Origin of the sequence: Bacillus sp. (in: firmicutes) (assembly GCF_031983925.1) — a bacterium.
GTDB classification, from domain to species: domain Bacteria; phylum Bacillota; class Bacilli; order Bacillales; family Bacillaceae_G; genus Bacillus_A; species Bacillus_A pacificus.
The window spans coordinates 355,701-372,374 of sequence record NZ_DALYZR010000002.1; the positions used below are offsets into that span (position 1 = coordinate 355,701).

Sequence of the window (16,674 nt, forward strand, 5' to 3'; positions counted from 1 at the left end):
TTTCAGTAGCTTTTATTGCATTCCCCTTTTAATTAAATGAAATCCTTTTTAAGTACATAATAAAAAAACTAGAAAAACTGTTACAAAATCCACTTTTCTGGTTTCTATATACTACAGGTATTAAATTAAAAGTGAGGTTTTAAATAACATGTTAACCATAGAAAACAAAGAAAGTCATGCTACTGACGTGACCTTTGAAGGCTTATTAAAAAATACTATGTTTACGTTGGTAAATGGATCCTATAGATTTTTAGAACTCAATCTATTGATGAAGAGTTGGCACAAGGAGTATTTGTACAATAATCTTTAACTAGCGGGGTACTTTAATTGAGCAATAAACTAAAAATTTTTAACTTCCTTTAACGAATTTCACGTCAACCTTCCTCTCTTGTGGTGGTGCCTTTTTGTTTCGATGAGTTAAGTTATAATTATTTGGAACATCTAGATGTGAAAGTGCATTATATATGATGGGAGTATCTTTCTTCCAGCATATATAATGTCTTGGTCAATTGAAGAAGGCTGTGGAAACAGTCGGACTTCATACAAAAAAATGAATCATAACAAAAGCACTACTTGGAGTATGCTTTTGTTATGATTGATAAATTATTTTTTCGTGAGAATTAAATATTAAATTTCATATAATATCCATTCTTATACATCAAAAATACTTAATATCCTAAATTTAGCTTTATTATTGTACTATATGAAAAATAATTCGAATTTTATTTTGGTATAACAGGAACCCAAAGTTCATGCCTCGGTTTATGTTTTGGGCCGTAATAGCATTCTATACATGGTAAATTTGCTAGTTCATACTTAGAAGTTGGAACCCACTCAGAGTATAAGCGTTTCCATGCATCCACTATGTTCGGGAAAACGGCCCATGTACTCACAGGAATAACAAGGGTTTCCATATCATCTGGTGCTTCTCCATCGTATCTTACTCCCATAAAGTAGGAAAACTCTTCATCTGTGATGGCAGCATCTTTTCCACAAACCCCCAAAAGACTTTCCAGTTTGCATTTTGGATTTTCCCATGACATATCTATCAATTCTTGCATAAACCCGTCTTTTTTCGCATTGTTCCAAAGTGTAGGAATTTTTTTAAATGCACTACTTGTCTTTACGAGCTTACTTTTGCCTACAATTCTTAGTTCAAAATCAAGATTTTCAATCCTGTACTCCATCTCGGTATCTCCTTTTATAGAAATTTGAAAGGAAATTTTCGGATAAGCTTTTAACGGTACTCCTTTATTACGAGCGTTAGAAGGAGTTATTCCATGCATTTTTTTAAAAGCACGTGAGAAAGCATCAGAAGAAACATAACCATATTTAATAGCTGCGTCAATAATTCTAATATCGTCTTTTTGAATTTCGAATGCTGCAAGAGTTAACCGTCTTCGTCTAATATATTCTGAAAGTGATACACCTGCAATTGATGAAAACATTCTAGAGAAATGAAACTCAGAGCAACTAGCTGCCTTTGCAATTTTCTTATAATCTATGTCTTCATCCAAGCTATTTTCGATGTATTCTAATGCATTATTCATTCTTTCTAGCCAATCCATAAGTTTACTTCCTTTCAAGAATTTACTTTAATACATAACAAACAATAATAACCGACATTTCATGCCTAAAAATGTCGGGACAAGAAATACAACATTTAATAAATAGTGCATTCTTTTCAGATGTTTTTTCTTTATCTGAAGAAACTATTATTTAATAAAAAATCTTAAATATTTTGCCTATAAAATTTATAATCTATCCACTTATCATAACTTTCTATAATTACATCTATTTTTTTCAGACTATCTTTTGAACATATCATTTGTGTTTTGAAATTAGATTTTGATATATACTTGTGTACCATTACCTAGTACTGTTAATACAGCAATCAGTAATATTGTGTTACATTAGGTTACCGTAGCTTCCATAATTAGCTTTGAAAGAATTTGTATAATATTTTTTTGACTTTTATATAATACATATTTTCCATCTTTTTTACTGGTAACTAATTTTGCTTTTTTTAGTACTTGAAGATGTCTAGAAACCGCACCCTCACTCAAATGACAAATTTGTGCCAAGGATTGTGTGGTTAATGATCGTTCCTGTAATATCCTTAGAATTTGTAACCTAGAAGGCTCCCCTAAAGCTCTATAAATATCTACCATTTTTTCAATCGGTTGCTCTGGAAATGCCTGTTCTCTTGCTATTGAAGAATCATAAACAATAACAACTCCCTCTTTTATTTCGTCTACAAAAAAATGAGGCCAAACAAAATAGCTGGGCATAAAAATAATAGATTCATCACTTTTCATCTGATAAATTGTTTTAAATGGTTTGTGAAGATACAATTTATTTTTATTATCAATCCAAGAAATGCGCTCTGAGGATAAGGAAGCTATAAATGCTGAAAATCCTTTTGTTTTGAGTAAGGTAGTTTGCTCCACAATTTCATTTAATAATTCACTTTTTAAATCCTCCCATATAGCCGAGAAAATTATTTGATAATAATCTGTTAGAAAATTAAGTAACCTATGGAATACAAAGATTGGTCGCCTCTTTAAATCTTCGAGTATAGCACTCTTATTACTGAAAGCAAAATCAGTCCATTCAATCCCTTTAGCTAAACTAGGTATAAATCGATTTTCTCTGTGTTCAAAGACAAGTGTTAACTCATGTAGAATTTTACGAGCATTTTTAACAGTTAATTTTTTTGCGAGTAATTCTATCTCCTCTTCAATTGTGAATACAGATTTGTAGATTCCAGGAAGAAGCGTGGGTGGAACTCCTAGTTCAAAGCATAGATTAAAATATTGTAGATCTTTCTGCATATCACTTGTTAAGTTTTTTTTAGCTTCAATAACCCATGGTAAGTGAATCCCGTGATGTTTTGGATTGTTTAATACATGCATGCTTCGAAACATTTCATTCAAAGGTGAAAAAGAAAATTGAATGCGTTGTAACAGCGTTTCCTTGTTATTTGCTATATACGGAGGAAATATTATTTCAATTCCCATATTAATGCTCTCTCCTTAAACGATTTGATAAAAACGAAATCGATAGATTATTAAGATAATTTTATTTTATCATTACATTGAAAGTAAAAACACTTAAGGGGGAAATTTATTATGTTGAAGCAAAACGAAAGACTTATGTACAAATCAGAAGCATTTGATAACGAGATGTATTGGGAACGCGTAAACCGAAGCCTTGGATGGTTAGGCAGCACCGAGGAAGAACAAGTACAAAGACAGAAAAAACTACGTGATGCTGTTGTTGGAATTGCTGGAACTGGTGGTATTGGAGGAGCGCTTGCTGCACGCCTTGTTAGAATGGGCGTAAGAAATCTAAAACTTGCAGATCCAGATACATTTGATGTTACGAATATGAATAGACAAATGGGTGCTGATCTGGATCATCTAGGAAAAAATAAAGCTGAAGTTGTTGCTGAAATGACTTACAATCTTACGAAAGATGTAAACATAGAGGTATATCCAGAGGGGATTACTCCTGAAAGTGCTGAAGAATTTATAAAGGATTGTGATTACGTTTTAGACCAGATGGATTTTTACGAAATTCGTAACCGATATGCCTTACATCGTGCTTTTCGAAAATCAGACCGTTGTAAATTCATGTTAAAGGTTCCTACAGTTGCTCATGGTACATATATTTATAAATACACAAAAGATTCTATGCCTATCGAAGAAGTGTATGATATTCCTGAAGATGCTGCAATGACTCCAGAGGTTATTAAACGACTTATGGAACGCCTTATCCCTGAAATGCCTTCATATCCAAGTAAAGAAATGTTAGACCATTGGTTTGTAGACTTAGAGAGAATGCCTATTTTTGCTGGATGCCCACCGCTTGCAGAAGGTGTTTTAGCAGAACGATTAGCATTAGCTATTACAGAACTTGATCAATTGCCAGGTGCTCAACAATTACCAGTTCAACCGGGATACGCTATGTTTGATACTATGGCTTGGCAATCTAAAATTGTTCATGGTAAGTGGTGGTCAGAATGATTCGACCTGTAACGAAAGTCATTTTATTTTCAGAAGTTAATTCAAAATTTGGTTTACCCTTTCTTCAGGAATTAATGCAAGAGCCTTCTATTTCCATAGAAGCTCTTGTAACTAGTCCCGAAGGAAAGTTATGTTCTTATTATATTGGAGAACCTGATCAAGTTGATTTAGAAAAAGAAGCCAAGGACATTGGCATTCCCGTGTTACGACCGGATAAACTGAATGATTCTAACACAGTAGAATTATTAAAAAATTATAATGCTGACTATTTTATTATTGCTAATTACCAAAAAATCTTAAAAGAAGATATTTTATCTATTCCCAAAGAAGATACTATAAATTTTCATCCAAGCCCATTACCTAGGTATGCTGGATTAGCACCTTTTTTCTGGATGGCTAAAAATGGAGAAAAAGAAGGTGGCGTTTCATGTATCCAAGTCGTACCAGAAATTGATGCTGGCCCTATTTTAGCTCAATTGCCAGTTGTGATGTCAGGGACTGAAACAGCTTTAGAAATTCGAGAGACGCATTTTAAACAATCCATTATTTTACTAAAACAAGTTCTTCAAAAAATTAAAAATAATGATTTCACTTCAAAATTGCAGTTATTGTCTAATCGAACCTATTATAGTCAACCAAAAGAAGAAGATTATTTTGTAAATTGGGAACAAGATATAGAATCCATACTCCGTACTATTCGCGCTGGGTATCCACAAGGAGCTTTGGCATTTAATCAATATAATGAAAAAATCCGGATTTTAAGTGCTGAAAGAACAGAATATCCTCAACAAATTCAAAGTATTGGTGTATTTCGTGAACATAACAATAAAATTCTTGTTTCTACAAAAGATGGATGGCTTCATTTACAAATGATTATAAATGATGTTTTGTCAACCAGCACACAAATAGATGAACAAGAACATAATGAACAGGTAGTGTCAATTTAATGGATAATACAAATGTGGTTATAAATCGTAAACTCCCTCTTTTTAGTGAAAAGTTAGTCATTCTGATTGCTGGTATCGGGATGTTCTTATCAACTTTAGATACAGGGATTATTAACATTGCTCTACCTTATTTAGAAAAAGAGTTTCATTCAACAGTAACTATAACAGCATGGAGCGTTACCATATATGTTATGGCACTGAGTGCAACTATCCTTTTATTTGGAAAAATTAGTGATCGTGTAGGTCGTTTTCGAATATGTTTATATGGTTTTTTCATATTTTTAATTAGCTCTATACTATGTGGATTAGCTCAAGAGATGTGGCAATTAATTGTATTTCGTGCTATTCAGGGTATTGGTGCTGCTGCATTACAGGCTACATCTGCTGCACTTATTACAACTCTTGTCAGTCCTGAAAATCGCAATCATGCATTAGGTACCTTAGGGGTAATGATAGGCTTAGGACCAATTTTAGGTCCTACAGCAGGTGGGCTTTTCATTTCATTAGGAAGTTGGCGATGGATTTTTTGGATTAACATCCCATTATGTTTAATAGGTTTGTGGGCTTGTTATAAAATTTCTCGATTTATAAAAGAGGAAAAACATCCAGCTCCTATTGATGTTTTAGGAAATATATACTTTACTTTAAGTGCCTTGTTATTTCTTTTCAGTTTATCTCACGGAGCAAACAAAGTAATGGGAAGTATACCTACTTGGGGGTATATAATCGCTTCTATTATTTTATTAGGTATTTTCATATTCCATGAATCCAACACTAAGCATCCTATTATAGATGTACATTTATTTCTTAAGTCAACCTTTATTGTTCCAATACTTGCAACGATAGGATTCGGGGTGGCATCAGCAATTATTTTTATCGTCCCTCCATATTTTTTACAAAATTTCACGTCATTAACTCCTTTACAAACAGGTTTTGTTTTACTATCAGCCCCACTTGGCCTAGTAATCTTCTCAAGAATAGCTGGGAAGTTCATGGGGCGCTTTGGAACAACCTTATTTATGAGAATAGGTTTAGGAGTTATGTTTATAGCATTTGTCGGCTTAAGTTTTATTGAAGCACAGTGGTCACCGTATCTATTAGCTAGTGTATTGTTTCTATACGGTATTGGAGGTGGCATTTTCCAACCAGCAAATATCGCTTCAATCATGGCATCTGTTTCAAAAGAAAAACAAGGATCCATTGGAGCCGTACAACGCATGTTACAAAATGTGGCAATTGCCTTTGGTGCAGCAGTTGCTGCAACATTCATGAGTACACAAAGCTATTTAGGAACAGATGGACTCATCCAAGCCTTTCGATATTCATGGTATATCGCAGGAGGATTATTACTCTTTAATATCTTATGCTTCTTAGGGTACCGAAAATCTTAAATTTTTTTTCAGTAACAAAAACCGATTTACCTAGGGATAAATCGGTTTTTGTTTAACTAACTGTATTGCAACGGCCTATTCAACTAAAAATATAAACACTTAAATATCACTTAGTTTTTATGAAGAAATCCCATCATATTTTCATAGGATATAACTTCATTAGTCATGGTTTCATACTGCCCTTTCGTAATTACTTCCGATGCAAGTTTTCGTAAAGTAGAAATAGTAGCTCTATATGCTCCAGATCCAAAACTTATTCTACTAACATTTAAACATTCTAAATCTGGAATAGATGGTGTTGATTCATGAATCAACACATTAAGTGGTAAATTTATTTTTTTAGTAAACATGTGAATATGTTCTTTCTGGGCTAATCCAGGGATGAAAATCCCATCTGCACCAGCATCTTTGTATGCTTGTGCACGTTTCATCGTCTCTTCAACCCTATTATTGTTAAATATGTATGCATCCGTACGTGCATTTATAAAGAGAGGAACCCCTTCTGAAATAGACACATTTTTAATACTCTCAATTTTCTTTTGCTGATATGCCGTATCGTATAAGGAATATATATGATTTTTCTTACTATCTTCTAAGTTTATCCCTACAACACCGCTAGCTATAATTTTTCTTACATTCTCTAATATTTCTTCAATTGTTTCTCCATATCCAGATTCTATATCTGCACTGACAGGAATATTTACAGATTGGGTAATTTTCTCGATAACATCAAGCATGGATTCAAATGGCAGTTGCTCACCATCACTATAACCTAAAGATGCCGCAATTCCTGCACTAGTTGTTCCAATAGCTCTATAGTTTAAGTCTTCATATATCTTTGCACTCATAACATCCCAAGCGTTTGGTAAAATTAATATGGAAGAATCGTGATGATAATCATTAAATATCTTTGACTTCATTAAAATGTCATTCATTTTATCTTCCCCCTAAAATAATATCTTGTAACAATTTTACCATTTTGAAAATTAGATTAGCATGGAAATATACTTATTTTATTAGGAGTGTGAAAAATGAATATTTCTAAAGTGGATTTATTACTACATTCTGATTTAAGAGTACATATATTATCCTATTTATTAGACGGTAAAGCCTACCCTGCTAGTGAATTGGCTCATGTTGCTAAGATAAAACCTAAAACAGCTACCTATCATCTATCAAAAATGCAAGAAGAAGGAATCCTTTCTATAGAAAAACATGGAAAACATAGTTATTACAGAATTTTTAATTCCGAAATATCAAAAATTCTTGAATCATTTCTTGTAATTAGCCCTCAAGAAAAAATCAAGCCCTTGCGTCAATCATCTCAATCCAGTGAATTTAGATATGCTCGTACCTGCTATAATCATTTGGGTGGAAAGTTAGGTGTGGCTATTACAAATTCCCTACTAGATAAAGGATACTTAATTAAAAATGATCTATACTTTCATATAACAAAGACTGGTCAAGAATTTTTTAAAGAACTCGGTATCGATATTAATAAGATTACACAAAAACAAAGAATATTTGCAAAGGCTTGCTTAGATTGCTCTGAAAGAGAACATCATCTTGCTGGGAGCCTAGGAAATGCATTATTAGAAAAATTCTTACAACTAAATTGGATTCAAAGAGTACCAAAGTCACGAGCAATCAAACTCACTCCTAATGGAACAAAGAAATTTGAACAAATGTTTTCTATAGATATTACACAAAATTAAATTTTATTGCTGGGTATTTTTCTTAGCTTGATGGCGATGTGGCGATACCCATGTTTCTCATAAAACATCCAAATCAATCCAAACAATCAGTAATGTTCTACAAAATTCTTTAACAATATATCCATATATTCGAATTTATTTAGAAATCGATACTATACCAACTACCGTTAATATTGATATTACTACATTGAAAAGTAACCAAGAATGTCCACCAAATAACTAATAATTCTTATAAAATTTAACATTTTATATTGGTTGTTACTTCATTCGTATTTTTAATTTGAAATGGGATTTATACCTTTAACTAATTATTATCTTTAAAAATCTATATGAATATGATGAGTATCCTGAGATTAACTATGCTAGTATACACTTAAAAATTTTTTCTCAGTCACTTTTAATATTACTTCACATATATTCATTGTCACAAAGTATTTCATCAATATATCAACCGACTTATAAAAGTATAAAAAAGAAAAATGGATATGCTCCATTTTTCTTTTTATTTATCTTTATGTACTGGAAGTTGAATTTCTTTTAAAAATTTCGATCTTTTAGACGGCTTTCCATTAATTGTTTTAGGGAATGTAATATAAAGATTTTTCTTTGGCCTTGTTACAGCAAATGATGATAGGTAACCCTTTGACGTTATCTCCGCGTTTTCCCCCACCCCACACCGTACGTGCGACTTTCATCGCATACGGCGCTCCATCTCCTCACATACCTATGAAATCATAATATTTAAGGAGACTTGAGACCTTCCCTCCACCATTTATTATCCTGGCTTCATTGGTACTACATCTCTACTGCCATCTCTATTCATAACTCTTTTTACCAAGTTATTACTAAACGTTAGAGATTTCAAACGTTCCGATATTGCTAGGTACATAACTATACTTAGGTTCTACCTTTACCCCGAATTCACGTTATTAAACTAAAGCAACCCATTAGCTTTATCCATCACAATTTGTACGATAATTGCTTTGGAGTGAATTTAAATTCTATGCATTTCTACATAATGTTCTACGAGGCGTACATTCAGTAGTTCGTCATCAATCTTCATTGAATACTAACCATATATAGCTCCCTGCCCGCATCACTTTCGCAGTGTGTTTAACCTTTCCTCAGCTTGACCTGTTAGGGCTACTCAATGCGACTTCACCCAGCTTCACACACAATCGTCACCAACTATGCATGTGGGAGTATCAGCAGCCATCTTATCATAGGATTTGTTTTAGGTATCCCATTGTGGTCTCGCAATATCAGTTGTCATTATGATATTTCATAATGCGGCGCATCCCTCGTTAAACGATTTCGCACCAACGTTTCGCACCATACATTAAACGTCTCTCTTCTTCGATTGTTGTTGGTGGTTCTGCCTTTTCTATAGACTCTTTTAATACAGTTGAAGTAACCTTTGTTGCTCTTTTACTTGGCAATCCTTCGTCATAGACACCAATTAAAAATACATTTGGAAAAGATAACCCCTTACTTTTATGTATGGTTAATAAGTAAAGAGCATTATATGTTCCATCATGATACTTCTCTAATTTGCTTGTCATTTCTTTCTTTTTTTTATCTAATTCATTAAACCTTTTAGCAACATCTTCCCAAGAAGAAAACTGGCTTGTTTCTTTTTCAATCCACTTTATTTCATCTGCTGTTAATTGATTTTCTGAGACAGGGAATTTTAGTAATTTATTTATTATTCCAGAGATTGAAACAGGTTTCTTATTTTTTAACTTCACAAGATCTTCCAGGTATTCTATCACTAACGCTTTCTTATCTGAATTTTTATTTTCACAAATGAAATCAGCTACTTTTTTGGGATTTAAATAAAGAGAACCATTTCCAATAAAATTAGCCACTTCTTGTTTTTTCTTATAAAAAGCATATGAGGTCTCTGCAATAATGTTATTCCATTGAGCTCTTTTATTAACTTCTTCATTATAAAAGCGGCTCCAATATCTATAAGCTCTTTTAAATACGTCCAAGCTAAAAATCCCCATTAAATCATCATTTGCTTCTATTACAAAAGGAATATTCTGAGCCTCTAGTTCATAAAGAAATGTTTTAATTTGAGTCGCAGAGCGATATAACACTACACTTTTTGTATAATCTGGTGACCATTCTTTTTCTACATCATTGTGATTTAGGCCAATTCTTTGAGCTCGATTTATTATCCACTCTGCTTCTTTTTCGGGATTTGATAAAGGCTGAATAAAACAATCTCCCTCACTTTTATGAAATGGTTCCATTGATTTCTGTATTCTATCCTCAGCATTGTAAGTGATTACTCGGTTTCCAGCCTGCACTATTTTAGCTGTAGAGCGATAATTAGTCATAAGTGTAAGTGTATGAGTTTCATATATCTGATCAAACTCTTTTATATATTTTGGTTGAGCACCTCTAAAATAATAAATACTTTGATCATCATCTCCCACAATTATTAACTTGGCTACATCTTCTTTATCATTTGGACAAATGAGCTGAATAATTTTCATTTGAAGAGGATTGGTATCCTGGAATTCATCAATAAAAATATAACTAAATCGTTGTTGTATATATTCTCGGGCTTCTTTATCATTCTCGAGTACATGTAATAAATTAATCATATAATCATCAAAAACAACTATATTATTTTTTTTTCGTATCTCGTTAAACTCTAGCATCATTTGATAAAATCTCTGACTTAGAGACTCCTTATTTGTTGAATCAAGAAGATCAAAGTGTTTTTCTATATGTTCCGTCATTTCTTTGAGCGAAAAACCCATATTCGTCCAATAACTAATTTTTTCATTTAAGTTTTTTTCTCCAGCATCTTCATCTAACTTTCTTAATCCATATTTTTTAATTAATTCTTTTAATTTTATGTTATATTTTCTTTCGTCTACCTTTCCTCCATTGACACCTATAGTTTCTACATATGGAAAGCGCTTTTTTAACTCGTCATATAATTTTTTAAAAAAACTATGAAAAGTCCCTATAGCTACCCTTGTCCTCTCTTCCTCTAAGAAAGATATAACTCTTTCTCTCATTTCTTCAGCTGCCTTTTTTGTAAAAGTCACCATAGCTACCTTTTCTTCAGGAATATCTTTCATCATTACTAAATAAGCCGCTTTAGCACAAATCGTTTGTGTTTTCCCACTCCCAGCACCAGCAATAATTCTGAGGTTGTTTTGCATATTATATCTAATCGCTTCTACTTGTTCCCTATTAAAATCATTATTATCATTTTTAGGTTTCAAAAACTCAAAAAAGCCTTTGTCTTCATCAAAATCAGAAATCATTTGTTCCTCTTTGATATTTTCATATGTCATTACTCCATAATAACTTTGATAATGGTTAATAATAGCTTGGGTTTGTAATAACTCTTTTTCTTTAATTGTAATATACTCTATATTTTGTTTAAGTTCTTTTCCTTGCTTCCTTAACATATTATTTATTAATTTCTTTTCATCTTTTAATTCTTCATTATTTCCATATAAATCCTGTATAACATATTCCTTTTCCTTAAGCTCTCTCTCTAAAAAACAAATTTTCTCTTGAAGTTTCTCTATTTCTTTTGTTAATTTTGTTTTTCCTAATATACTATCTAAAAAATTTATGCTCATTTACTTCTCCCTCTAACTTGATTAAAATTAAATCTTAGTTATTATTATACCTTAAGATGGAAGTCCCCTCCCTTATAAATAACAAAAAATTACATAACTCGCATTTTTTAATGAAAGAAATCAAACTTATTACAAATATCAATTCTCTATTTAAAGCATTTGTTCCCAAATATCTAGAACTTATTCTCTCCATTGTTTGGATTTTAAACTGAAGGGCTATTTTCTATAGATAACACCTCTTGTTTTAATAGTGTCCGTTATCAGATGTCATAGATAGACTTTTTCAGTTACTAAATGAAAATTTTTATAATCTTTTTTTTTGAAGGATTTTTAATTTTTTATAAAGAAGAGAAAAACATAATTTTTAGTTGAGGAGGATTTTAAGTTGGCTATAAATCCATCTTTACAAATAACAAAAGAACAAGATTTTGATTTTGTTTTCCAATTGAATAAAGCAAACTTTTCGGCCTGAAAAAGATTACATCATTACAGATGAAGAAAAGGAAATTGGTTATTTGTCTATTAATTTTAACAGGGAATTTATTTATGTAAGACATATTGAAGTCCTGCCTTCGTATAAACAAAAAGATGTAGAAACATCAATTTTTAACCAATAAAAAAGAAAGGTGTAGAAGAAATCGAAATAAAAAAAGTGAAAATGAGATTATCTCCGAACAATTAATTTAACTGTGTTTATTTCACAACAGGGTACTATTTTTTGAATGAAACTTAGATTTTCAAACAATATTATTGTTATATTTTTTATTATAGTGAATTATCCTAAATCAAAATTAAACAAGTATAACCCCGTCTAAATTTAGAACGGGGTTATACTTGTTTGAGTTTTTTAATTTAACAACTTTATTCTCATTTTATACATTGAGAAGAATACCCATTTTTATTTTAATATTTGTCACTTACAAATATTCTTAGAATTTTAATTAACATCTATTACTTCCCATCCAGCTTCAATAGCCATTCCCTTTTTTTCATCTACTGAATCTCCTAAATTCATCTTATTTATAGCCACCACAGCTAAATGTGTCGGCCTACTTAACGCTACATAAGCTGTTTTTAGTGCATCCCTAATCACCTCAGGTAAATATCCAGATTCAGTTTCATAATTACGATAATTTCCAACTAAAAAATCAAAAATCTCCGTACAATCATAGAATATGTCTGGATTATTAAAATCACCTTTCCTTATCTGTGATTCTAAAAGAAGTGTTGCTTTATGAGTCTCACCTTTAACAGAATGAACTGTTCCAAAGCAAATATCTTGTGCTACAAATTCTACATCTATCGTTTGGTTATTTTGGAAGAGCTGTTGTCCTCGCTTATAACTAATATAATTCCTCTCAATTCTATTGCATACATGTTCTATACAATCATTTAATAAATCTTCACTATTAATTATTATCTCTTCTAATTCAATAATTGCTTTATATATTTTAATAATTTCTCCCTTAATATCCTCGTTTACAACTCCCTCAGCACCATAAATTTCTTTTATGCATATCGCTATCCTAGACTTTATATTTATAAACTTTTCTTGTCTCAATAAATTATTAAAATAATTAAAAGAATATGCTGATTTCCCCTTCGGTAACTGATCATTTGTATGCTTCACATACATTAGTAACCCTTTCATTACTATCTCATAAAAATTCTTGATTATCGTTTCTGTTTTTGGCTTTACATCACTGTTTCTTTTGTACCTAGTATAATAATTTTTCACTTCATCATGCATTAAACCTACTGCTCCTATTTTTTTGGTACTCCACTTAAACTCTGTATTAGTATCTGATAAACTCTTTACTAAATTTAAGTACTCACTTATAACGTTATCTTTAGAGTTATATAATAATAAGTATGGTTTAAATGATTTTTTATTAGGATTTCCTCTTAATACTTCATATTTTTCAATACAAGTAGTCCTTAAAACTTTTGCGATGCTCTCACCAAAACGTGTACTATATGATAATTCAAGTTGCGGTATCGTTTCTCTAGATGGTACCCAAGCATCTTCCCCTTTTCCAAACATTGTATACAACGCTTGATATGGATCTCCAAATTTTTGTAATATTGTTAATCCATTATTAAATATTCTCATTAATAAATCATATTGTATCTCACTTGTATCTTGTGTTTCATCAATAAATGCCCACAAAAATCGTTTTCCAAATGCGTTCTTAATAGGATGTTCATACTTTTTTATATACCAATTTGAAAATGATATAGTATCATTATGCCTAAATATCCCCATTTCTAACAAATCTCTGAAGGTATTAATCACATCTTCTCGACACCACTCATTGCACTCACCTATTAACTCTAGGTTACCATCACTTAAAAATTCTAAATATGTTTCTTTTATTCGAGTCGTAGGGGCATAAGAGGAACTATATTCACTGAAAATTTCAGTGAATTTTTCTTTATACATCTCCTCCTCATCTAATAGCGCTTTTTTGTTTGGGTATAATTCTTGATACGCCTTAGAAGTAAAAAAATGATTTAAAAAATCATGTATAGTTCCTATAAAGTTTGGATATCCAAAATTAACTATTCCAATTTCTTCAAGCTGTTTCTTAATTTCGTCTACAGCCACATTAGTGTGAGTGATAATACATATACCTTTTTCCTTATCTAATTTTCTTACTCTCTTCAACCAAAAAGCAATCTTTGCTATTAATACTGTTGTCTTTCCACTGCCTGGACCAGCAATAATATTAGCACTCGAATCTGCTAATATCACACGCCTCTGATCATCTGAAAACTCACAATTTGGCGGAAGAAGAATTCTTTCAATGCTTTTTAACTCTTCTATTAATTGATCATCTGTCCGATTCCCCTCTAGAACTATCATTGCTCTTCTCCTCTTTCTGGTGGCTCAGTAACATGATAAATAGCTTGTACGAGATACCCTAAGGATGGATCTACTGCTATTTTATTTTTCAATTCTTCTGGTAGTACTTCTAGTTTCTTTGCTAATTTCTGTGCTACTATTGCTTTTGAAATATATTTATTACTTAAAGGCTTGTATACTTCATAAGCAGCCTCTTCTTTTGTATCCTCATTATCTAATTTAGAAATAATATCTTCTAACTTTCTTTTATTTTGATGACTATCAGGGTGTTTATAACGAATTGAATGAACTACTTCAGCAAGCGTAGGTCCTAAAGAACTTAAAGCTAATTCATATTCTAAAGTCCAATTTGGCGCTACAAAAATGCCTACATTAGATTCTAAATGCTCGAATTCTGATTCAATCTGAAGTTTTTTCTTAACTCTCAGCTCTTCTATAGTATCTTTATCAATAGGTTTCGATAAGACTTTACTTAACTGATCATTATCCTCCTTTCTTATTGTTATTGAATATCTTTCTAACTGACCCTTTAATTTACTAATAGAAGTAAATGCCTGACCTATTATTTCATTAATATCATCATCTTGAATTTCTTCACCTATTATCTCCTCTATTTGCGACTTATCTGAAACAACAAGTACTGATTTATAATCCTTAGACGAATCCTGATAAAATTCTATTGGTCTAATATCAACATCTGTAACTATAGATACAGGCATGTTTAATGTTGGATTTCCTTTTTCTAACCATTGAGTAGATCTGGAAAAAATTTTTGCATATCTTTTAAATGCTGTATTTCCTATATTTACTATAGAAACTCCATACCTATGTAAAGGTCTATTAATTAATTCAGCTAACATTGGTAGTAATAAATTTTCAGCATCCCCTTCTACAAATATGACTCCTTTAGCAAAGAATAAATTTGCTTTCGTTGCGTCTAAAAAGCGTTCAAGGAATTCATAATCTTGTTTTTCTAGGCTAGTATTATTATGTCCCATAGGATATGCTTTATTTTCATGAATCAATATAATGTGTTCTAAAGAAGCAGAAGCCGCCAAAGTTGTGCTATGTGTTGATAAAATAAATTGTCCTTTGTATTCAGAACCATCTTCTAAGCGTTTTTGTAAATATTTTATTAATCTAAGTTGTGCTTGCGGATGTAAATGCGCCTCAATTTCTTCTATTAGTGTCAAGTTAGGACCAATTTCCATCCTATCATTTAAAAGTAGCATTTCGGCTGCAATAAATAGTAGGTTCAAGCTTCCTAGTCCTGATACTTTGTCATCTAAATCTAAACTTAGTTTTCTAAGAATATCATTTAATTTAGCAGGTGCCACTTGAAATTTGGGCTTATAAGTCTCTTTTCCATTTAAAGGAATATTAAAAAATTCATCTAAGTAATTAGAAATCTCTCCTATAATTGTTTTTCCATCTGTAGGGGTTGTAAAGTACTCCTCAATTTTTTGGTTTGTTTCTTCAACAATATCCTCTAAATCATGCTGTGATCCTGCAGTAACTTTAAAAGAAGAATATCCTTTTAAAATCTGAGCAAGTCTAGACTTAAAACCAGGCTTCAATTCATTTTTCGCATCTCTTAGTGGCTTTAAATAAGTTGCTTTTATTACTTCTCTCGCAGTACCTTCCAACCTAAAATCTGCATTAATAGGCCCCGCTTTTATAAACTTTTCAATTCTTTCTCCAGTTAATTCATTCTTAATCCTTTTTGCCGTTAGTCGAACTATTAGTTCATATTCATTAACTTCATTAAATGAGAGCCACTCCAAAAACACCCCGGCCTCATCCTCATTCAAATCTGCAAAAATACATTCTATTTTCATTTCATTACTGATTTCTTCTTGATCATTAACAAAAAAATCTTCTTCTACTATCCGCAAATTTTCAGAACTGATTGTTCCTAATGTAAAATGTATTGCATCAATAATGGCACTTTTACCTGCATCATTTTCTCCAATCAACAAGTTAAAGTTCTTATGTAACTGTAATTGAAGACCAGGTTCACCGGCTCCTCCTTCTCCAAATTTTCTAAAGTTCCAAATTTTTATCTCCTTTAAAAACATTTTTATTCCCCCTCTATAAATTCTTTCATTTATTC

The 16,674-nt window shown here is 31.6% G+C and carries 10 protein-coding genes; 4 read left to right on the forward strand and 6 right to left on the reverse strand.

The window, feature by feature from the left end; translation table 11 throughout:
* Positions 1-722 precede the first annotated feature (722 nt).
* Both RTP99_RS07870 and RTP99_RS07875 read right to left on the reverse strand, forming a co-directional pair.
* The gene (locus RTP99_RS07870; RefSeq protein WP_095843101.1) at positions 723-1,568 is read right to left on the reverse strand and encodes an AraC family transcriptional regulator; all 846 of its coding nucleotides are present in this window, start codon (positions 1,566-1,568) and stop codon (positions 723-725) included.
* Between the two features lie 345 nt (positions 1,569-1,913).
* Positions 1,914-3,020 (reverse strand): ArsR/SmtB family transcription factor, encoded by a 1,107-nt coding sequence (locus RTP99_RS07875; protein ID WP_095843102.1) that lies wholly within the window; start codon positions 3,018-3,020, stop codon positions 1,914-1,916.
* Between the two features lie 111 nt (positions 3,021-3,131).
* Here RTP99_RS07875 and RTP99_RS07880 point away from each other — a divergent pair, with 111 nt between their 5' ends.
* From RTP99_RS07880 to RTP99_RS07890, 3 genes are read left to right on the forward strand one after another with little or no spacing between them, the layout of a single operon-like run.
* Positions 3,132-4,028 (forward strand): ThiF family adenylyltransferase, encoded by an 897-nt coding sequence (locus RTP99_RS07880; RefSeq protein WP_157734612.1) that lies wholly within the window; start codon positions 3,132-3,134, stop codon positions 4,026-4,028.
* Positions 4,025-4,975 (forward strand): methionyl-tRNA formyltransferase, encoded by a 951-nt coding sequence (locus tag RTP99_RS07885; RefSeq protein WP_095843103.1) that lies wholly within the window; start codon positions 4,025-4,027, stop codon positions 4,973-4,975. The genes RTP99_RS07880 and RTP99_RS07885 overlap by 4 nt, the downstream gene beginning before the upstream one ends.
* Positions 4,975-6,366, forward strand: a complete 1,392-nt coding sequence (locus tag RTP99_RS07890) for an MFS transporter (protein WP_095843104.1) — start codon at positions 4,975-4,977, stop codon at positions 6,364-6,366. Before RTP99_RS07885 ends, RTP99_RS07890 begins: the two co-directional genes overlap by 1 nt.
* 110 nt (positions 6,367-6,476) lie before the next feature.
* On the opposite strand, the gene RTP99_RS07895 is transcribed toward RTP99_RS07890, so the two are convergent.
* Positions 6,477-7,301 (reverse strand): isocitrate lyase/PEP mutase family protein, encoded by an 825-nt coding sequence (locus RTP99_RS07895; protein ID WP_095843105.1) that lies wholly within the window; start codon positions 7,299-7,301, stop codon positions 6,477-6,479.
* 96 nt (positions 7,302-7,397) lie between these two features.
* Between RTP99_RS07895 and RTP99_RS07900 the strand changes: the two genes are divergently transcribed.
* Positions 7,398-8,081: an ArsR/SmtB family transcription factor gene (locus RTP99_RS07900; protein ID WP_095843106.1), complete on the forward strand. Its 684-nt coding sequence runs from the start codon at positions 7,398-7,400 to the stop codon at positions 8,079-8,081.
* A 1,304-nt stretch (positions 8,082-9,385) separates the two neighbouring features.
* Here the strand turns inward: RTP99_RS07900 and RTP99_RS07905 are convergent.
* The 3 genes from RTP99_RS07905 to RTP99_RS07915 all read right to left on the reverse strand — a co-directional run bounded on the left by RTP99_RS07905 (position 9,386) and on the right by RTP99_RS07915 (position 16,639).
* Positions 9,386-11,695 (reverse strand): ATP-dependent helicase, encoded by a 2,310-nt coding sequence (locus tag RTP99_RS07905; protein ID WP_232514356.1) that lies wholly within the window; start codon positions 11,693-11,695, stop codon positions 9,386-9,388.
* A 937-nt stretch (positions 11,696-12,632) separates the two neighbouring features.
* Positions 12,633-14,561 carry a UvrD-helicase domain-containing protein gene (locus RTP99_RS07910; protein ID WP_232514357.1) on the reverse strand — a complete coding sequence of 643 codons (1,929 nt, stop codon included), beginning with the start codon at positions 14,559-14,561 and terminating at the stop codon, positions 12,633-12,635.
* Positions 14,558-16,639, reverse strand: coding sequence for an ATP-dependent nuclease (locus RTP99_RS07915; protein WP_095843107.1), 2,082 nt, complete (start codon positions 16,637-16,639; stop codon positions 14,558-14,560). The genes RTP99_RS07910 and RTP99_RS07915 overlap by 4 nt, the downstream gene beginning before the upstream one ends.
* Positions 16,640-16,674: the final 35 nt, after the last annotated feature.